We start from the raw sequence: 19562 nt of genomic DNA on the forward strand, positions 1-19562 counted from the left end.
GTGCGGCCGGGGCCGGATCCGCCAGGCGGCGGCCGGGGGAGGGGAGTTGGGTGGTTGTCATGGTTTTCTCCGTCGACAGTCAGGGCCGGCGATACGACGACGGCGGCGGTTGCGCACCGCCGTCGTCGTACCGCGGGCAGCCGGCTAGTTCTTGTAGCCGCCGTTGGACTTGATGTTGGCGTCAATGGCCTTGACCGACTTGTCCAGCGCCGTCTTAGGGTCGGCGCCGGCGAGGATGTCCTGGACCGCCTTGCCGTATTCGGTGGCGATGAAGGGATAGGCCGGGGTTTCAGGGCGCATCACCGCGTAGTTGCGGGAAAGTTCCATGAAGATCCGGTTTGTGCCGCCCTTGGCGTACGCGGGGATCAGTGCGGCGGCCTCGTCGGTGGCCGGGATGGTGCCCGTTGCCTTCGCCACCGCGGCCAGGTTTTCCGGCTTCAGTGAGTAGGAGAGGTAGTCCATGGCTGCCGCGGAGTTGGTGCAGCCGCTGGTCACACCCCACTGCCAGGAGGCGCCGCCGATCTTGGGGCCGTTCCCGAGGTCCACTGACGGCATGACCACGAGGTCCTTACCCACCGCTGCGCGTGCCTTGTCCGCGGCCCATGAGCCGGTGTAGAGAATGCCGCTCTTGTTGTTGAGGAAGTCCTGGGTGGAGTCCTTGCCGCTCTTCTTGGCCATGAATCCCTGGTCGGCAAGGCCGCGGAACCACTGGGCCCATTCGACGGCCTTGTCGCCATTGAGGGCGCCGTCTGCCGACTGGAACCCGTCGCGGTTGATCAGGTCCCCACCGAAGGACTGCAGGAACGGCGAGTAGGCGTAGGGCAGCCACTCGCCGGTTCCGGCGGTACCCATGTCCAGCGGGTATTCCCACTTGCCCAGGGCCTTGAGTTTGCTCAGCGCGTCCTGGAACTCGTCCTTGGTCCACGGCTTCTCGACCGTGGCGACGCGGACACCGGCTGCCTTGAGGTCGGAGGCGCGTGCAAGCATCGCCAGCGCGACGTCATAGGTGCCCACGGCGTAGGTCTCGCCCTCCCATTTGGCCACCGTGCTCGGCAGATTCTTGGACACATCCGCGTCGAGCTGCAGCGGTGTCAGATACTTCGCCCAGGCCCAGTTGGGAACATTGGGGCCATCAATGTCAACAATGCAGGGAAGCTTCCCGGAGGCCGCGGCCGAGACCACGGAGTCGTTGTAGGAGTCCTGCGGGAACGCCTGGACCTTGATCTTGGCCTTGGCGCCGGCGCTCTTGTTGTACGAGTCCACGATGTTTTCAATCGCCGTGAGTTCTTCGGGGTTGCCCGCGTTGTGGGTCCACATGGTGATCTCGTTGGAGCCCTCGGACGGGGCCGAGGCGCTGCCCTTTCCGCAGGCGCCCAGGGAGCCGACAAGGGCCGCCGCAGCTACACTGGTGGCGAGGATCCGGGTGAATCGCTTGTTCATGATGGTCAATCTTTCTGCTGAATTTGGGTGTGGGGGATTGTCCCGGGTCCGGCGGGACGCGGCCGGTGCAACGGCTGCGTCCCTTTTCGTGCGGTCCCCGGGCAGTGGAACAGTGGAGCGGTGGAACGGTTCGGTGAGGGCGCCTCTTGCCGGCAATCAGCTAACTTGGCGGCGGGCCGAGGGACCCCCGCTCAATGAGGGGGCACTCCAGTTGCGTCTGGGCTGCCGGTGCGCCGGGATTTTCAATGTCGTCCAGGATTCGGTTGACCGCCCAACGGCCCATCTCGTAGTGGGGGAGGGCGACGGTAGTGAGCCCCGGCCACAGGGCGTCTGCGATGATTTCGAGATTGTCGATCCCCACAATGGACACGTCCTGGGGAATGCGCAGCCCCAATGCCGTGGCCGCTTGGTAGGCGCCCATGGCAACCCTGTCACTGAAGCAGAACAGGGCCGTGGGCCGGTCGGGCTGACCGAGAAGCCCCAGCGCGGCCTCGCGGCCCCCCGCGGTTTCGGGCTGACCGATCACGAAGTGGCGGGGGTCGTGCTCCAGGCCGTGCCGCCGGAGAGCGTTAAGGAAACCCTCCCTGCGGCCGTGCGTGGCGGGGATGTCGTCCACGTTGTTGATCATCCCGATCCGGGTGTGGCCCGCCTGGATGATTGCTTCAACGGCCGTCTCGGCAGCGGCCACTTCATCGGGGATAACCGAGGAAATGGACCTGTTGTCAGTGACGGAATCCAACAGCACGGTGGGAAGGCCCTCCAGTTCCGCGGGGACCTGCACGCTCTGGTGGTACATCCGGGCATAAACCACCCCGTCCACCTGATGCTGCCGCAGCATGTTGATTTCACGGTTTTCCAGCTCGCTGTCCAGGCCGGAATTGACCACCATCACCACATAGCCGCGGTCATAGGCGGCGTCCTGCGCCCCGCGGATCATTGCGCCTGCAAAGGGTGTGGTGGTGATTTCGTCGCTCACCAGCCCAAGGATCTGGGAGCGCTGGTTGCGCAGTCCGCTGGCCATCTTGTTCGGGGCGTACCCAAGATCCCTGGCCACGTCCCGGACGAGTTGCTGCGTCGCTGCCTTCACCCGGAAACTCGTGGCGTCGTTGAGGGCATGCGACACCGTGGTGACTGAAACCCCGGCGGCCTTGGCCACGTCGCGTATTCCCACTCTTGTCGTCATTGACTTCCCTTTGCAAAACGTTTTGTATCTGGTGTGAGCTACGCTACACAAAACGTTTTGCATTTGTCAACAGAGGGGTGGCGACATCGGTTGCGCCCCGTCGGCTACGTTGGCCGGATTGGGGGTGTCTGATAGACACTGCCACCGGCCGCCCGGCCTGCGTAGCGTGGTGGATGTGGAAAGAAAAGAGGAAATCCGTGAGTTCCTGATCTCGCGGCGCGCGAAGATCAGCCCGGAACAGGCCGGCATCCCCAGCTACGGGGAGCTGCGCCGCGTGCCAGGCCTGCGCCGTGAGGAAGTGGCGCAGCTCGCCGGGGTGAGCACGGACTACTACACGCGGCTTGAGCGCGGCAGCCTGCGCGGCGTCTCGGACGCGGTGCTCGAGGCGGTCGGCTCTGCCCTTCAGCTGGACGACGCCGAGCGGGCGCACCTGATGGATCTGGTGCGGACGGCCAGCACACCGTCGCGCCGGGCGCCGCTCCGGCCCACGCAGCAGCGGGTCCGTTCCGGGGTGTTGCGACTCCTGGACGGCATGACCGGAGTGGTCGCCCTGGTGCAGAACGGGCGTTCGGACGTGCTGGCCGCCAACTTGCTGGGCCGTGCGCTGTACGCGGAGGTGTTCAACTCTGCCGTACAGTCGGGGCCGGCCACGCCGGGGCGGCTGCCGAACCAGGCACGCTACCTCTTCCTCGATCCGCACGCAGGTGACCTCTACCCCGATTGGCACGCGATCGCCGCCACCACGGTGGCCATGCTGCGCCTGGAAGCGGGCAGGAACCCGCACGACCGGGCACTGAACGAGCTGGTCGGTGAACTGACCACACGCAGCGGGCTGTTCGCCGCGCTATGGGCCGGGCACGACGTACGGATCCACACCACGGGGACCAAGCGCTTCCACCATCCGGTGGCCGGGGACCTGTCCCTGCAGTTCGAGACGCTGGCCCTTCCCGGAGATGAGGGACAGACCCTGTTCACCTTCACGGCAGAGCCCGGCTCCGCGTCCGAAAACGCGCTGGCGTTCCTCGCCAGCTGGGCGGCAACGCCTCCCGAAACAACCACCACCGGCGGTCCCGCCGGTGGATCGACCGTCCCCGAGATGCGCGCCAACGCGCAGCCGGGGCCACACAACCCAGGAAAGACAGAACCGTCACATGAGTGAACACAACGACAACATGACAGGCCAGAAGGAAAACATGCCCGGGAAGAAAGTCTGGTTCATCACCGGCGCCGGCCGCGGCATGGGCACCGACATCGCGAAGGCAGCCCTGGCCGCCGGGCACGCGGTGGTCGCCACCGGACGCGACCCGGAAAAGGTCGCCCAGGCCGTGGGCCAGAGCGAGAACCTGATGGCCGTGCAGCTCGACGTCACCGACCCCGCCGCCGCGGAAGCGGCCGTGCAGGCTGCCATCGACCGGTTCGGCCGGATCGACGTGCTCGTCAACAACGCCGGCAACTTCTACGCCGGGTTCTTCGAGGAAATCACCCCGGAGGACCTCCGGAAACAGATCGAGACCACCATGTTCGGCCCCATGAACGTCACCCGCGCGGCCCTGCCGGTCCTGAGGGCCCAGCGCTCGGGGCTGGTGGTCACAATCTCCTCAACAGCCGGCATCGCCGGCGGGGAATTCCTTACCGCCTACGCCGCATCGAAGTTCGGCGTCGAGGGCTGGGCCGAGTCCCTGGCCCCCGAAGTCGCCCCATTCGGGATCCGCACCATGATCGTGGAGCCGGGGTTCTTCCGCACCGAACTGCTCACCCCGGAATCCACGAGCTACGCCGAATCCACCATCAACGACTACGCCGAGCGCACCCGCCAGACCGTCGCCGCCTGGCAAAGCATGGACGGACAGCAGGGCGGGGATCCCGCCAAGCTCGCCGACGCCCTGATCCAGCTCGCCGAACTGGACGAGCCGCCGCTGCGCTTTGCCGCCGGCGCAGACGCCGTCGGCGTATTCGAGACCCGGGCCAAGGCGCTCCAGGACCAGGCCGGCGCCCACCGCGAGCTCTCCAGCAACCTCGCCCACGACGCCGCCTGATAAAACGCAAACGGACGACGGCGGAAGGTCGGCGGTTTCTAGCGGTCGTTGCAACACTGCTGGTGGCTAGGCGGTCATTAGTAGATCACGCACGCGCTCGGCCGGGGTATCCCAGCCGAGCGTTTTGCGTGGTCGGGCGTTGAGTTCCTGGGCCACGTGTTCAAGGTCTTCGGGGCCGTAGACGGACAAGTCGGTTCCTTTGGGGAAGTACTGACCCGTGCGGAACTGGCCGATCTGATTCGGGTTGATTCCACGCATATGGCAACCGGTCATTTTGACGACGTGCTTCGGGAGTCGGCGTATTGGGCTAGGGGATGGGCTTCGATTGCGATGTTGAGTTCTTCCAGGGTCGGGGGGTTTGCTCCCGGGCGCTGCACGGTGATGGCCGCGGCTGCAGCTGCGGTGTGTCCAAGCTGCTCCAGGACAGCTGGGGCGAAGCCTTCGGTTCCTCGGGTGAGAAAGCCCAGGATCAGGGCGGACATGTAGGAGTCCCCGGCGCCGATGGTGTCGGCAACTTTTGACTTCACGGCGGGAATGTTGATGGTAGCGGCGGTTGTGGTGAATTGTGAGCCGTCGGCGCCTTTGGTGATGACGGTAAGCCCGGTGCCCAGACCGAGGATGTGGGCTGCGGTTTCGTCCAGGCTGTTTTGCGGGTACAGCCAGTGGGCGTCTTCGTCGCTGAGTTTGACGACGTCGGTTAGTGGCACGAGCTCTTCGAAGGTGGCCTTCGCTTCTGCATGGCTGCCGAGCAGGGCTGGCCTGATGTTGGGATCGTAGGTGATCATGCAGTGTCTGTGTGCCTGTTCGAGCAGTGACCTCACGGCGCCGGCGCCGGGTTTGAGGAAAGTGGCGATGGAACCGGTGTGCAGTATTTTGGGGACGCAGGCGGGGACTGCTGGGGCAAGGTCCCAGATGATGTCGAAGTCGTACTTGGCGGAGCCGTCCGGTTCAAGGGTTGCTGTTGCCGATGCTGTCCGGGTGAGGGATTTTGATCCGGGCAGAAGTATGACGCCTGCGCTGCTGAGGTGGTTTTCGATGGAAATCCCCCGCGCGTCCGGGGCAATTGCCGTGAGCAGACCTGTTGTTACGCCGAGGCGGCCGAGTCCGTAGGCGACGTTGGCCGGTGAGCCGCCGGGGTGTTCCACTTTGTCGTGTGACGTGGTGACCACGTCGATCAGCGCTTCGCCTATGACCATGACGTCGAGCGTCTGGTGAGCGTCGTTCCGGGCTGTTGTGAGGTAATCCATGGTCTGTCTCTCGTGGGATGGTGATGATGGGAACTCCCGGTATGGATCCGTCCGCGGACCTCGGGGAGGTCCGCGGACGGAGAAGGGGCTCCGGTAGAGCGGGAGGGTACTAGCCGGACCTCAGGCGGTGGCTGCGCCGGTCATGATCGCCACTGCGTCGGTCATGGTGTGTGATTGCGGAGTGATGGTGGCAGCGCACTTGCCCAGGCGCTGGATGTGGATCCTGTCCGCCACGTCAAAGACGTGGGGCATGTTGTGGCTGATCAAGATGACCGGCAGGCCGCGGTCGCGAAGGTCCCGGACCAGCTGGAGCACCTGGTTCGATTCCCGGACGCCAAGTGCCGCCGTCGGTTCATCCAGCACAACGACCTTTGAACCGAACGCCGCGGCGCGGGCCACGGCGACAGCCTGGCGCTGGCCGCCCGAGAGGTTCTCCACCGGCACTGTCACGTCCTGCAGGGTGGAGATGCCCAACCGGGTCAGCTCTTCCTTGGCCTTCCGGCGCATACCTTTGGTGTCAAGCATCCGGAACACGCTCCCGAGGAGTCCCGCACGCCGTTCCTCCCGGCCGAGGAATAGGTTGGAGGCGACGTCGAGGGCCGGTGAGACGGCGAGGTTCTGGTACACGGTTTCGATGCCGTGGACACGGGCGTCCTGGGGGCGTTTGAAGTGCACCTGCTGTCCTGAGACGAAGAGTTCGCCTGTGTCCGGGACTTCGGCGCCGGTGAGGCATTTGATCAGGGTTGATTTGCCTGCACCGTTGTCGCCGATGATCGCGAGGACTTCGCCGGGGTAGAGGTCGAGGCTGACGCCATCCAGGCCCACGACGCGGCCGAAGGTCTTGACGAGGTTTCGGGCCCGCAGGATGGGTTCGCGGGTGGTGACGTGCGGGGCTGTAAATTCTGTCATGGTCATGACTTGACCTTTCGGATCCACTGGTCGATGGACACAGCGAGGATGATCAGGACGCCCACTGCGAGGGTCTGGTACAAAACGTCGAGCCCGGCAAGGGAGAGACCGTTGCGGAAGACGCCGACGATCAGGGCCCCGAGGAGTGATCCCCAGATGGAGCCGCGGCCGCCGAAGAGGCTGGTTCCGCCGATAACGACGGCCGTGATGGAGTCCAGGTTCAGGTCGACGCCGGCGTTGGGGCTGGCGGCGTTGGTCCGCCCGATCTGGATCCAGGCGCCGGCGGCCAGGACAGCGCCGGCAGCGAGGTAGACGCTCATGAGCACCCGGCTGACGGGGATGCCGGCCAGGCGGGCGGCTTCCTTGTCATCGCCCACGGCGTAGACGTGCCGGCCCCAGGCCGTCTTGCCCAGGATGAAGGCAACAGCGATGTAGAGCAGGAGCATCATGACGACGCCGGTGGAGATCCGCACAGGGCCGAGCGGGAATGTGGTGCCGGTCCAGGTCAGCAGAGGCGGCATGGCCGAGCCGCGCACTGTCGCTCCGTTGGAATAGAGCAGTGTCAGGGCGATGAAGATGTTCAGCGTGCCGAGGGTGACGATGAACGGCGGGAGCCGGAACCGGGTGACCAGGAATCCGTTGAGTGCTCCGGCGGCGAGTCCGACGACGAGGCCTGCGAGCAGGGCAACAGGTGCGGGCAGTCCGTTGTTGACGGCAAGCTGGGCCATGACCATGGAGGAGAGGATCATGACGGCACCGACGGAGAGGTCGATGCCGGCGGTGAGGATGATGAGGGTCTGGGCGATGGCCAGGGTGCCGACGACGGAGACCTGCTGGGTTATCAGGGAGAGGTTTTCAACCCGCAGGAACCTGTCATTGAGGAGGCCGAACACCACCACCGCGATGAGAAGTACGAGAGCGGGGCTGACGGCGGGGTAGCGGTGAAGGATATTGCGTATCCGGCTGAGCGGTGTCTGGCGGTCAAGGAATTCCTCCGCCAGGTCGGCATGCCCGGCGCTGGGCGGGCCGGCGGTCTGTTGCTGGGTCACGATTGGTCCTGATCTTCCGTGATGGTTGCTAGGGCGGCCCTAGCTCGGTAGATGCGGGGCGGGGAGGCCGAGTAGCGGGCTCCGGACTCCCCGCCCCGCAGTGAAGCTGGGTGGATTACTTTCCCCAGCAGATGTCGGAGGCCTCGGTGGTGGTGATGCTCTTGACGCCGTCGGCCGGCTTGTCTGTGACGAGCTCGACACCTGTGTTGTAGAAGTCCAGCCCCGGTGAGTTGGCCGGCTTCTGGCCGGTCTTGGCGAGGTCAACGATGGCCTTCACGCCCAGTTCGGCCATCTTGACCGGGTACTGCTGCGCCGTGGCGCCGATGACGCCGGCCTTGACATTGTTCACGCCGGTGCAGCCGCCGTCCACCGAAACCACCAGGACGTCCTTTTCCTTGCCGGCGGCCTTCAGGGCCTCGAAAGCACCCGCCGCGGCAGGTTCGTTGATGGTGTAGACGACGTTGATGTTCGGGTTCTTGGCGAGGAGGGTTTCCATGGCGGTGCGTCCGCCGTCCTCGGCGCCCTGGGAGGCCTGGCTGCCGACGATCTCGTAGTCGCCGCCCTTGCCGCCGGTGTATTTGCCGGTCTTGGCTTCGTCGCCGTTCTTCTTCTTGTCCGCGGTGTCGATACCGAGGCCGGTCAGGAAGCCCTGGTCCCTGTTGTAATCAACCGAGACAACCTTGTCGTCAAAGAGATCGACGAGGGCAATGGTCGCTTTTTTCCCATCCAGCTGGGCTGCGGTCCATTTGCCGATCAGCTCGCCGGCGGCAAAGTTGTCGGTGGCGAACGTGATGTCGGCGGCGTCGGCCGGGTCCGGCGGGGTGTCCAGGGCGATGACGAAGAGCCCGGCGTCCTTGGCCTTCTTCAGGGCGTCCACTACGGACGGACCGTTGGGGGTGATCAGGATGCCCTTGTCGCCCTTGGAGATGGCGTTCTCGATGGCCTGGATCTGGGTGTCCTCGTCGCCGTCAGCCTTGCCGGCTGCGAGCTTCAGGTCCACGCCGCCGGCCTCGGCCGCCTTCTTTGCCCCGTCCTGCATGGAGACGAAGAACGGGTTGGTCGTGGTCTTAACGATCAGCGAGACGCCGACCTTGTCCCCTGACGAGCTTCCCGTTGATGAGGCGGACGGGGAACTTCCACCACAGGCTGAAAGACTGAGCGCTCCCAGGGTCAGCACTGCTCCCGCAGCGAACAGGCGGGTGGCCGTTGAACGGGGTGCTTTGGAACTCAACATTGAATCTCCTGGTGTTTGAGGCCCTCACTGGCCTCGACAACGATGTCATGTACGATGTAAGCAGCATCACACCGGAGAGTCAATAGATGCAACTTAGAAGGAGCGATTTATTTGACAACGATGTCCGATCGTAGCCAGCCGGCCCTTTCCGCCAGTCGTCCGACAATGCGCCACGTGGCCGCCCTTGCCGGCGTCGGAATTAAGACCGTGTCCCGGGTGATCAACGACGAACCTGGCGTGTCGGACGCCACCCGGGAAAAGGTGCTCAGCGCTTCACGACAACTCAACTACCACCTGGACATGGCGGCCGGCAGCCTGCGCCGCGCGGGCAGAAGGACGCTCTCGGTCGGGCTGTTGCTGCCGAGTGTTTCCAACCCGTTCAGCGGCGAGATCAACCGGGCAATAGAAGATGCTCTTGGGGCCAGGGGAATCGCGGTCTTTGCGGCGAGCCTGGATGATGACCCCCAGCGGGAGCAGGACATCGTGGCGGCATTTCTTGGGCGGCGTGTCGACGGGCTCATCCTCACGCCCATCGCCAGGAGCCAGGCGTATGTGATCCCGGAGCATTCCCGTGACCTGCCTTTGGTCTTCATCGACCGTGAACCGGTAGGAGTGGAAGCAGATGCCGTCGTGACCGACAACGCCGCAGGCTCCGCGAGGGCGGCTGCTCACCTGATGAGCCGCGGCCACACCAGGCTTGCCTATCTGGGTGACCGCACGGACATCCAGACCGCCCGGGAACGCCGGCGGGGGTTCATTGAGGAGATTGGCCGGCAGGGAATTCCCACCTCCACGATTCCCGTCCGTGAAAACCTGCACGATGAGGAATCGGCCAGGTTGGCCGCGTTGGAGCTTCTCACTGCTGCGGAACCACCGACGGCGATCTTCTCCAGCCAGAACCTCATCACTTTCGGTGCCATGCGCGCTCTGAGGGAGCTAGGGCTGAGCAAACGCGTGGCCTTGATAGGGTTCGATGACTTCACGCTTGCCGACTTGATGGATCCCGGCGTGACAGTTATCGCCCAGCACCCCGAGCGAATCGGGAAGCTGGCAGCAGAGCGGCTCCTGGCCAGGATCGATGGCGACCAGCAGCCCCCGCATACCTATGTTGTCCCGTCTGAGCTGGTACAAAGAGGCTCCGGGGAACTCCGCCCTCCGGCCTGACGCCGGGGACCTTCCTGAACAATCTGCCAAACACAAAAACCTGAATGGGATCATGATGACCAAAACCCTCTACGCCGAGTTCACCGTCAAGCCCGGCAGCGAAGCCCGCGTTGCTGAAATGATGCTCGAACTGACCCGGCATGTCCGTCGTGAACCGGGCAACGAGCTGTTCCTCCCCTGCACCCGGGAAGACAACCCCCGGGAGTACTTTGTCTTCGAGGTCTACCGCGACGAAGCCGCGTTCCAGGAACACATCGGCGCCGATTACGGCGCCAGATTCAACGAGGAACTGGCCCGCCACATCGAAGGCGACGCCTCGGAGCTGACCTGGCTCCTGCCGCTGGAATAGCCCTCAGCCAAATCCAGCCGATCCGCGGTCGGCGGGAGCTGCTGCGTCCAGGACCCACGGAGAGGGCTGAACGGAGCCGCCTACCGGAAATAACCCTTCCAGCCCTACCGCTGGGAGGGAATTTTCTGCTGCCCGCCCATCGCTTCGCCCGGCTCAGCCGCGCGCGGCCGGCCTCATGCCTGAGCCGCCAAAACCGTTGACTTGTCTGATGGACATCACTTAGTGTCCTTCGAGCTGACAACGTTGTCTATCGACGACGCGCGCAACGAAGGGCGAATCAAGCGAATGAAGAACACGAACACCCGCAGGACGCACGCCGTTTCTGCACTGACACTCGCGGGACTGACGCTGGCCGCGGCACTCGCAGGTTCCCTGCCGGCATCGGCCGCGACAGGCCCCGGGGACGAACCTTACCGGCCGGCCATTCACTACACGCCCGCAAAAAACTGGATGAACGACCCCAACGGGCTCGTCTTCTACAAGGGCGTCTACCACATGTACTACCAGCACAACCCCTCCGGTAACACCTGGGGGAACATGTCCTGGGGCCACGCCACGTCGAAGGACCTTGTCCACTGGAAGGAGCAGCCGCTGGCGATCTCCACCGATGCCCAAGAAGACGTCTTCTCGGGCAGTGTCGTTGTCGACAAGGACAACACGAGCGGTTTCGGTACGAAAGAGAACCCTCCGCTCGTGGCCATCTACACCAGCGCCTACAAGGACGCCTCGCCGCACCGCGGCCTGCAGGCGCAGTCACTGGCTTACAGCCTCGATGATGGCCAGACCTGGACCAAGTACTCCGGCAATCCTGTGCTGAACCGGAACTCCGCCAACTTCCGTGACCCGAAGGTGTCCTGGTACGACACGCCCGGCGGCGGAGGCTACTGGCTCATGACCGCGGTCGAAGCCACGGACCACAAGGTCGTCCTCTACAAGTCCGCCAACCTCAAGGACTGGTCCCCACTGAGTGAATTCGGACCAGCCAATGCCACCGGCGGGCAGTGGGAGTGCCCCGACCTGTTTCCCCTCGCCGTGGACGGCGACCCGAAGAACGTCAAGTGGGTCATGGTGGTCAACATCAATCCCGGCGGCGTGGCCGGCGGCTCCGCCGGCCAGTACTTCGTGGGGAACTTCGACGGCACCACCTTCACCTCCGAAACCACCAAACCCGTGGCCACGCCCCCTCCCGGCACGGTCCTGGCCGGATTCAACGACGGAACTTACAACGGCTGGACCGTCAACAACGAGCCAGGAAACTGGAAGAACGGCCCATTCGGCAGCACTCCGGCAAACGGAGCCCTTCCCGGCCAGAGCCCCGTGACCGGCTTTGACGGCAGTGGCCTGATCAATTCGTTCAACGACGGCGACTGGCCGCTCGGGTCCATGCAGTCACCTAACTTCACCGTGACCGACGACTACCTGAACTTCCTCGTGGGCGGCGGCAAGCACCCCCGCGTCTCCGACAAACTGGACAACACCCCGCCCGCAGGAGAGCTCAAGTTTGACGGCTTCGAGGTTCCCGCCGGGACATCGCTGGCCGACACCGGCTGGACCGGGACCGGCGACCTCACCCCCAACTTCCAGCCCTCCACCAGCGGCGGGGACTTCTACCTCGGGGCCAAACGGATTAACACCTTCGAAACCGGCAACACGCCGGGCGATGACCGACAGGGCACCCTGACATCACCGGAATTCCCCATCACCAAGAATTTCATGAGCATGCTGGTCGGCGGCGGCAACCGCTCCGCGGACTCCGGACAGATCCTGGCCGCCCAGTTGCTCGTCAACGGCAAGGTGGTCCGCTCCCTCGCAGGAGACAATTCCGGAATCCTGAACTGGAAAGGCTGGGACGTCTCCGAGTTCGCGGGACAGAATGCACAGTTGCGTGTAGTTGACCAGGCCACCGGCGGGTGGGGACACCTGACCCTTGACCACGTCATGCTGACTGACGGCCCGGCCGTTCCCCGGTCTGACGAGGAATCGGTAAACCTCGTGGTCAACGGACAAGTTGTCCGCACGGCCACCGGAAACGACAGTGAAAAGCTCGACTGGGCATCATGGAATGTCAAAGAATTCGTTGGCCAACAAGCACATATCAAAGTGGTCGACAATAACCGATTCGGTTGGGGCCACATTCTCGCGGACGAGTTCATGCTCTCCTCGAAACCGGCACAGTCGGCCCTGGAGACCTATGACTGGCTGGACTACGGACGCGACTACTACGCCTCCGTGTCCTTCGCCAACATGCCCGATAGCAAGCGGGTCATGCTCGGCTGGATGAACAACTGGGACTACGCCAACGACATCCCCACCAGCCCCTGGCGCAGCGCCATGGCACTTCCCCGCAAGGTCAACCTGACCACGACTCCTGACGGCCCCCGCCTCACCCAAAGCGCTGTCAAGCAAGTGGAACAACTGGGCGGGAGAGTCTCCTATCAGGATAAGAAGGGCGGACCGATTCCCGCCGGGACACACCAGCTCCCGGCTTCCGCATCGGGCCAGGTCCAGCAAGTGGACATCACCTTCGCACCCGGCACGGCGAAAAAATCCGGCATCAGCGTACTGGGCGACGCAAACACTTCCACCGTTATCGGCTACGACGCCACGACCGGAAAAATGTTCGTTGACCGCACCAACTCCGGCAACACCGCGTTCCACCCGGCATTCGCTTCCGTCGAGGACGCCCCCGTCACCCTGGACAAGGACGGCAACATCACCATGCGGATCTACCTCGACCGCTCATCGGTGGAAGTGTTCGCCCAGAACGGTCTGCGGACCATCACAGACCAAGTGTTCCCCAACGCCGGGGCCGACAAGATGGCCCTCTTCGCAGAAGGCGGGATTGCCCAGCTCAAATCACTCACCGTGACACCGCTGGAAAAGGCAATGTTCCTCCCGGAAAACAAGTGACCCAGCCCACCGCCTGACCTGCTCGCCAAGGAGTCGGAGCTGAAGGGCCTGCGTACGGTACTGCACCGGGCGCAATCCCTTCAGCTCGGCCTTTGTGAGGTCGTCGTACCGGCGACTGAAACACGAACTTCGTCACAGGCATTGCCAGCTAGCAGGCGACTTCAGCCCTGAGGTCGCGGATCGCGGCCTCGACGTTGGAGGCCTCGTCGCGGAGGGAATCAGCTGCCTGGGTCAACGTGGCGTCGTCGGGGACCGCGGCGACGGCGGCATTGAACTTGGCCTCGGCGGCCTTGACGGCATCCGCCCGCTGCTGGGCGAGGTTCTCGCTCGCCTTGACGAGATCGTCATAGGTCTTCGTGACTTGATCTTGGGCCGCGCGGACCTGCTCGATCGTGGCATCAGGCTTGAGCGTGGACTTGAACTCTGCCAGAGCTGCGGCATGGGCATCGATGGCCGCGCAGACCTGCGACGTGCTTGCCGGGGGGCTTGAGACGGTAACGGCCGGACTGGGAGTGGCCGCCGGTGGGCTGGTTGGGCTGCATCCGGTGAGCAGGGCGATGGTGGTCCCAAGTGCGATGAATCCCAAGAGAATAGCGCGGGGTTTCGACATCGGAAGATCCTCTTCCAGCTGGGGTGTTGGCTCCGAGCATCGGGGGCCGTATTCATCCTCCGCCGGGACGCGGGCGCGGACCTCATCCGCCGGGGGTGAATTGGGTGGAAATGCATGGCCGGCCGGCAGGGGCCAAATGGCTCTTTTGGGACCGGGTGAACGCGGGTATAAATGGTTGTGCCACGGCGGACGGGTCCTCCGCGACTGGTGTTGAAGCCGGGGCGGGCGGTCCAGGGAAGGACGTTGAAAACTTCCCTGGGCCGCCGCGGGGCTGATGGGGCTCTGCAATCACCGGAACAGCCCACCGGAACAGCCGAGGATCAAGCGACAGGCGGCGGGATCGTCGGCTCTGACAGATGGATGGCGCGGCGGTGTCCGCCCGGACGTATGCTGTTTTCATCGGTTCAGCAGTGAGCTGCGTGCTTTGATTTCGAGCGTGGAACATGACCCAAGGAACTGCAAGAGACGGCCGGCAGGATCGTCATGCCTCCTTCTGGGAGTTGCACTTCAACGACCCGGATGTCGGTGCCTTCCTCAGCGAAGCCGTGAGTGAGTTTGTCGACGACATCGGTGGTCCCGGCCGCGGGATCAGCTGGGCAATCACCCTGCTCGGGTCCGCGGAGGCCCTCACCCTTACTGCCGGCAGCGAACCGGCGCGGGCCGCAGATGAGGCGCAGCGATCCTTCGACGACGGGCCGGCTCGCACAGCGGTTCGCAGCGGTGAATTTGTGTTCGTGGGCGACACCTCCCTGGAGCGCCGCTGGCCCGGGTACGCCAGCGCCGCCGCAGCCTTCGGAGCCCGGTCCCTCATATCCGTTCCGCTGGTCCCACAATCGGTATTCCAGGCCGCTGTGAACTTGTACGCGCCGTGGCCGCATGTCTTCACCAGCGCAGATATCACCGCCGCGGCTCGCCTGGCCCGCCACCTGTCCCGTGCACTGCGTTTGGTTGAGCAGTTGGCGCTGAGGTCCGGGAGCAGCGCGGATCTGTCCTCGGCCCAGCTCTCCCGGGCGCTGGCCGGCCTGGCGTTGCGGACGCTGGTGCGGGAGTACGGACTCAGCGAGGAGGGAGCCCTCGACTATCTTCGGAGCGTCGCGGGCGGAGCTACACGGGAAGCCGCCGGCGCCACGGTCCATGTCCTGGTGCCCGATTCCGTTCAGGTCCAGAAAGAGCCCCTGCCCAGTCCCTATGCAGGGGCACCACATGGCGGGGACGCGCCTCCCGTCCGTCGTCGGCGGCGCAGGACGGGGACCCCGGCCTAGGCGTACAGCGCCATCAAGTTGGGGACACCCGACCAGCCGTCCCGCCAGGCCGCGCGCCTGCGCAGCAGATAGTCAGCACAGCCGCTAGGCGGCGCTGGCGTCTTCTTTCCCTCGGGCGTGGCCCGGGCGGAGGATCTTCAGCGCGCCGGCCCAGGCGATCACCTGGTCGAACAAGGTCTGCAGACTCGCCTCGGCGGCCGCCGTCGGGATGAAGGTGCGGTAATTCGCGAACTCCGTGGCCAACGGCAGCGCAACCTGGGCCCGGACGTCTGCCATCTGCAGTTCTGCCGCCACACCCCGGAGGTGTTCGACGGCGCGGATGCCGCCGCTGCTTCCGTAGCTGACGAACCCGGCAGCCTTGTTGTTCCACTCCTTGTACAGGTAGTCCAGCGCGTTTTTCAGCGCCCCGGGGATCGAGTGGTTGTACTCGCCGGTGACGAAGATGTAGCCGTCGAAACCGTCGACAGCCTCGGACCAGGCCTTGGTGTAGGGCTGGCTGTACCGGCCGAAGGAGGGCGGCAGCGGCTCGTCGAGAAGCGGGAGCCGGAAGTCGGCGACGTCGAGGACGTCAAAGGTGGCATCGCCGCGTTCTGATGCCCGGGCACTTACCCAGTCGGCGACGGCCTTTCCGAGGCGTCCGGGCCGGGTGCTCCCGAGCACGATAGCGATGCGGATCATGGCGGGCTCCTTTCCGGAGATTTTTTTGCCCACAATCACAACAACAAGCCGGACGGCTCGAAACTTCCGCAGCGCCGCCGGATTAGGGTGCTATTGCCCGACGCGCCGGCATTCCGGCAGGATCCGTCCGCCGCGAAGGACGGTCACGAGTTCGAAGCCCGGGTCAACGGCGATAACGTCAGCGCGCATTCCGGCCCGGAGCCCGCCGATCTCGGTTTCCAGGCCCAGGACACGGGCCGGGACCAGGGTCGCCGCCATGACGGCGTCGGCAGGACTCACGCCCGCCGCGATCGTGGCGCGGACAACCTCCAGCAGGGTCGCCGTGCCCCCGGCAAGGGCGCCGTTACTCCGCAAGGTGGCCACGCCGTCGTGCACCACAACATCCGAGCTGCCGAGTTCGTACTCGCCGTCGGGCAGCCCGGTCGCCGCCATGGAGTCTGTCACCAGCGCAATGCCCTCGGCTCCGACCAGGTCAAACACCATCCGGACCGTCTCGGGGTCGAGGTGGACGCCGTCGCCGACTAGCTCGACCACAACCGTGCCGGCCGCCGCCAAACGCAGGCACGCGGCAACGGGGCCGGGACTGCGGTGGTGCAGGGGAGGCATGCCGTTGAACAGATGGGTCACGGTGGGCCGGGCCTGCGGCCCGAAGGCGCCACCGGCCGCGGCCCTGCCGATGAGGTCCGCGGCTTCCGCCAGCGAGGCGGCCGCTACGTGGGCATCGGCATCGGTATGGCCCAGCGAGGGGGTGACTCCGTGGTCCGTGAGAATCCGGAGCAGTTCACTGGCGCCGGGCAGTTCGGGGGCGTAAGTCATGGTCTGCAGGGCTCCGCCGGCGGCCGCCAGCAGGTGCCGGAGCAGTTCAGGATCGGGGTCCCGGAGCCAGCGGGGGTTCTGCGCGCCGCAGCGGGCGGAGGAGAGGAAGGGCCCCTCGGAATGGACGCCTGCGATCAGTCCCTCGGCCGCCAGGACCTTGAGTACGCCGAGCGACCGCACCAGCTCATCGCCCGGGGCCGTGACCAGGCTGGCCAGCAGGGTGGTGGTCCCGTGGCGGTGCAGGAAGTCCACCGCCTCCCGGCAGGCCCGGTCATCTCCGGTTGGGAATCCGCCGCCCGCGGCGCCATGGCAGTGGAGGTCAACAAGCCCGGGAAGCAGCGAGCTGCCCTGCGGCGCCGGGAGCTCCTCGGCCCCAGGGAACTGCCCGGCGTCAAAGCCGCCGCTGGGTCCCGCGTAGGCGATCCGGCCGTCGGTCACCGCCACCACGGAGTCCGGGGTAACGGCACCATCGCTCAGGAGGGCGCCCCGCAGGAAGTAGGCGGGAGCGGCAGGGGCGTCGCGGTCCTCGGGGGTAAGGATCATGGTGCCTGGTTTCTGTGTGGCCGGGCGTTTGGGACAGGTACAGCTAGTTGAAGACTAGCCGTACGGCGCCGACGATGGCTGTTCCCGGATTCCCCACCTTTGCTTCGGTTCCGACGGCGTGCCCGCCCAACACGCTGGCGGGTCCCGGCCAAGTGGCGGCAAAGGTGGGGAAACTCCGGACCTCCACAGGAGTTACGGCTAACGCAGCACTACTGTCCTGTTGCCCTGGAGGATGACGCGTCCCTCGCAGTGCCAGCGGACGGCGTTTGAGAGTGCCTTGCATTCCGTATCGCGTCCGGCGGCCACGAGATCGTCCGGGCCGAAGGTGTGGTCCACGTCCACCACTTGCTGGGAGATGATGGGCCCTTCGTCCAGCTCCGCGTTGACATAGTGGGCGGTGGCGCCAACCGTCTTCACGCCCCGGGCGTGCGCCTGGTGGTAGGGCTTTGCACCCTTGAAGCTGGGCAGGAAGGAGTGGTGGATGTTGATGGCGCGGCCGTCCAGCTGCCGGGTGAGGTTGTCGGAGAGGACCTGCATGTATCGGGCCAGGACCACCAGTTCCACGTCCATCCGGTCGATCAGTTCCAGGAGCCGCTCTTCGGCCGCGGGCTTGGTGTCCGGGGTGACGGGCACGTGGAAGAAGGGGATGCCGTGCCATTCGACGGTCCGACGGTGATCGGGGTGGTTGGAGACGACGCCGACGATCTCGATGGGCAGTTCACCGGTGCGTGCCCGGTACAGCAGATCGTTGAGGCAGTGCTCGAATTTCGAGACCATGATCAGGACCCGCCGTTTGGTCCCGGACCGCCGCAGCTCCCAGCGCATGCCGAATTTTTCGGCGACCGGCACAAACGCCTCCCTGAGCACATCCAGCGTGGTTTGGTCTCCGGCCGACGCGAACTGGAGCCGCATGAAGAAGTGGCCGTCCAGCTGTGAGTCGAACTGTTTGCTTTCCAGGATGTCGCAGCCCTGGTCCAGCAGGAAGCCGGACACGGCGTAGACGATTCCTCGCGTTTCCGGGCAGTCCAGGGTCAGGACGTGCTCCACGGTGTCGGGTGTCTGGTCGGTGGTCATGGTCAGCACTCCACGACGTTCACGGCGAGGCCCCCGCGGGAGGTTTCCTTGTACTTGGTTTTCATGTCTGCTCCTGTTTCGCGCATGGTCTTGATGGCTTTATCCAGCGAGACTTTGTGGCTGCCGTCGCCGTGGAGGCACAGACGGGCGGCGTTGATGGCTTTGACGCTGGCGATGGCGTTGCGTTCGATGCAGGGGATCTGCACAAGCCCGCCCACGGGGTCGCAGGTCAGGCCGAGGTTGTGTTCAATCCCGACTTCGGCGGCGTTTTCCACCTGTTCCGGGGTCCCGCCCAGCACTTCGCAGAGTCCAGCCGCCGCCATGGAACAGGCCGATCCGACTTCGCCCTGGCAGCCGACCTCTGCCCCGGAGATGGAGGCATTGATCTTGAACAGGATCCCGACGGCGGCCGCTGCCAGCAGGAAGCGGACGACGCCGTCGTCGTCGGCGCCCGGGACAAACTTGACGTAATAGTGCAGCACGGCGGGGACGATTCCGGCGGCGCCGTTGGTGGGGGCCGTGACGATCCTGCCGCCCGCGGCATTTTCCTCGTTGACGGCCAGGGCGAACAAGTTCACCCATTCCATGGCGAGCAGCGGGTCAGCGGGCACGTGGACGAGCGAAGGGTTCCGGGCATCCGCCTCGGCGCTGACGGCGGATGCTGCCAGCGTCCGGAACAGGGACGGGGCGCGGCGTTTGACGTTCAGCCCGCCGGGCAGGATGCCCTCGGCAGCGCAGCCGTTGTCCACGCATTGGCGCATGACCGCCCACAGTGCCAGGAGTTTTTCCCGGAGTTCGGCCTCGCTGCGCCAGACGAGTTCGTTGGCGAGCATGACGTCGGAGATGGACATATTTTCGCGGCGGCAAATTTCCAGGAGCTCGTTGGCCGTGGTGAAGGGGTGGGGCAGCACGGTGTCGTCTGCCACCACATGGTCAGCGCCCTGGGCATCGCCGTCCACGACGAAGCCGCCCCCAATGGAGTAGAAGCTCCGTTCGCTGAGGACGCCGCCGGTGTGGTCCAGTGCCCGGAAGGTCATGCCGTTGGGGTGGGCCGGGAG

At 65.2% G+C, this 19562-nt stretch carries 17 protein-coding genes and 1 pseudogene; 6 read left to right on the forward strand and 12 right to left on the reverse strand.

Going from position 1 to position 19562, the window contains the following annotated elements:
• Nucleotides 1-144: 144 nt before the first annotated feature.
• A complete protein-coding gene (locus tag LQV16_RS19020; RefSeq protein ID WP_229995446.1) occupies nt 145-1440 on the reverse strand; it encodes an extracellular solute-binding protein in 1296 nt (431 codons plus the stop codon).
• A gap of 160 nt (nt 1441-1600) precedes the next feature.
• Nucleotides 1601-2623: a LacI family DNA-binding transcriptional regulator gene (locus LQV16_RS19025; RefSeq protein WP_229995447.1), complete on the reverse strand. Its 1023-nt coding sequence runs from the start codon at nt 2621-2623 to the stop codon at nt 1601-1603.
• Between the two features lie 166 nt (nt 2624-2789).
• Between LQV16_RS19025 and LQV16_RS19030 the strand changes: the two genes are divergently transcribed.
• Together LQV16_RS19030 and LQV16_RS19035 are read left to right on the forward strand one after the other, a co-directional pair.
• Nucleotides 2790-3782 carry a helix-turn-helix transcriptional regulator gene (locus tag LQV16_RS19030; protein WP_229995448.1) on the forward strand — a complete coding sequence of 331 codons (993 nt, stop codon included), beginning with the start codon at nt 2790-2792 and terminating at the stop codon, nt 3780-3782.
• Nucleotides 3775-4659: an SDR family oxidoreductase gene (locus LQV16_RS19035; RefSeq protein WP_229995449.1), complete on the forward strand. Its 885-nt coding sequence runs from the start codon at nt 3775-3777 to the stop codon at nt 4657-4659. Before LQV16_RS19030 ends, LQV16_RS19035 begins: the two co-directional genes overlap by 8 nt.
• A 66-nt stretch (nt 4660-4725) precedes the next feature.
• On the opposite strand, the pseudogene LQV16_RS19040 reads toward LQV16_RS19035, so the two are convergent.
• The 5 genes and pseudogenes from LQV16_RS19040 to LQV16_RS19060 form a co-directional block, all read right to left on the reverse strand.
• Nucleotides 4726-4872: pseudogene (locus tag LQV16_RS19040) on the reverse strand (IS30 family transposase); the annotation flags it as partial.
• Between the two features lie 56 nt (nt 4873-4928).
• Nucleotides 4929-5906 carry a carbohydrate kinase gene (locus LQV16_RS19045; protein WP_229995450.1) on the reverse strand — a complete coding sequence of 326 codons (978 nt, stop codon included), beginning with the start codon at nt 5904-5906 and terminating at the stop codon, nt 4929-4931.
• A gap of 120 nt (nt 5907-6026) precedes the next feature.
• Entirely contained in the window at nt 6027-6821 is a 795-nt protein-coding gene (locus LQV16_RS19050; RefSeq protein WP_079551845.1) for an ATP-binding cassette domain-containing protein, read from the reverse strand.
• Nucleotides 6818-7864: an ABC transporter permease gene (locus LQV16_RS19055; RefSeq protein ID WP_229995451.1), complete on the reverse strand. Its 1047-nt coding sequence runs from the start codon at nt 7862-7864 to the stop codon at nt 6818-6820. The genes LQV16_RS19050 and LQV16_RS19055 overlap by 4 nt, the downstream gene beginning before the upstream one ends.
• A gap of 115 nt (nt 7865-7979) precedes the next feature.
• Nucleotides 7980-9098 carry a substrate-binding domain-containing protein gene (locus LQV16_RS19060; RefSeq protein ID WP_229995452.1) on the reverse strand — a complete coding sequence of 373 codons (1119 nt, stop codon included), beginning with the start codon at nt 9096-9098 and terminating at the stop codon, nt 7980-7982.
• A gap of 165 nt (nt 9099-9263) precedes the next feature.
• Between LQV16_RS19060 and LQV16_RS19065 the strand changes: the two genes are divergently transcribed.
• The 3 genes from LQV16_RS19065 to LQV16_RS19075 all read left to right on the forward strand — a co-directional run bounded on the left by LQV16_RS19065 (nt 9264) and on the right by LQV16_RS19075 (nt 13521).
• Nucleotides 9264-10262, forward strand: a complete 999-nt coding sequence (locus LQV16_RS19065) for a LacI family DNA-binding transcriptional regulator (RefSeq protein WP_229995453.1) — start codon at nt 9264-9266, stop codon at nt 10260-10262.
• Nucleotides 10263-10317: 55 nt separating this feature from the next.
• A complete protein-coding gene (locus tag LQV16_RS19070) occupies nt 10318-10611 on the forward strand; it encodes an antibiotic biosynthesis monooxygenase (RefSeq protein ID WP_229995461.1) in 294 nt (97 codons plus the stop codon).
• 285 nt (nt 10612-10896) lie between these two features.
• Entirely contained in the window at nt 10897-13521 is a 2625-nt protein-coding gene (locus LQV16_RS19075; protein ID WP_229995454.1) for a GH32 C-terminal domain-containing protein, read from the forward strand.
• Nucleotides 13522-13669: 148 nt separating this feature from the next.
• On the opposite strand, the gene LQV16_RS19080 is transcribed toward LQV16_RS19075, so the two are convergent.
• Nucleotides 13670-14131, reverse strand: a complete 462-nt coding sequence (locus LQV16_RS19080) for a hypothetical protein (RefSeq protein WP_229995455.1) — start codon at nt 14129-14131, stop codon at nt 13670-13672.
• 443 nt (nt 14132-14574) lie between these two features.
• On the opposite strand from LQV16_RS19080, the gene LQV16_RS19085 reads away from it, so the two are divergent.
• Nucleotides 14575-15393, forward strand: coding sequence for a GAF domain-containing protein (locus LQV16_RS19085; protein ID WP_229995456.1), 819 nt, complete (start codon nt 14575-14577; stop codon nt 15391-15393).
• 84 nt (nt 15394-15477) lie between these two features.
• On the opposite strand, the gene LQV16_RS19090 is transcribed toward LQV16_RS19085, so the two are convergent.
• From LQV16_RS19090 to LQV16_RS19105, 4 genes are all read right to left on the reverse strand, one after another.
• Nucleotides 15478-16071, reverse strand: coding sequence for an NAD(P)H-dependent oxidoreductase (locus tag LQV16_RS19090; RefSeq protein ID WP_229995457.1), 594 nt, complete (start codon nt 16069-16071; stop codon nt 15478-15480).
• Between the two features lie 90 nt (nt 16072-16161).
• The gene (locus LQV16_RS19095; protein WP_229995458.1) at nt 16162-17430 is read right to left on the reverse strand and encodes an amidohydrolase family protein; all 1269 of its coding nucleotides are present in this window, start codon (nt 17428-17430) and stop codon (nt 16162-16164) included.
• A 198-nt stretch (nt 17431-17628) separates the two neighbouring features.
• Nucleotides 17629-18504 (reverse strand): formyltetrahydrofolate deformylase, encoded by an 876-nt coding sequence (gene purU / locus LQV16_RS19100; RefSeq protein WP_229995459.1) that lies wholly within the window; start codon nt 18502-18504, stop codon nt 17629-17631.
• A 2-nt stretch (nt 18505-18506) separates the two neighbouring features.
• Nucleotides 18507-19562 (reverse strand): L-serine ammonia-lyase (locus LQV16_RS19105; RefSeq protein WP_229995460.1); only part of this gene is annotated, 1056 nt, incomplete at its 5' end.

The sequence above is a fragment of the Arthrobacter sp. Bi26 genome, from assembly GCF_918697925.1.
GTDB lineage: Bacteria > Actinomycetota > Actinomycetes > Actinomycetales > Micrococcaceae > Arthrobacter.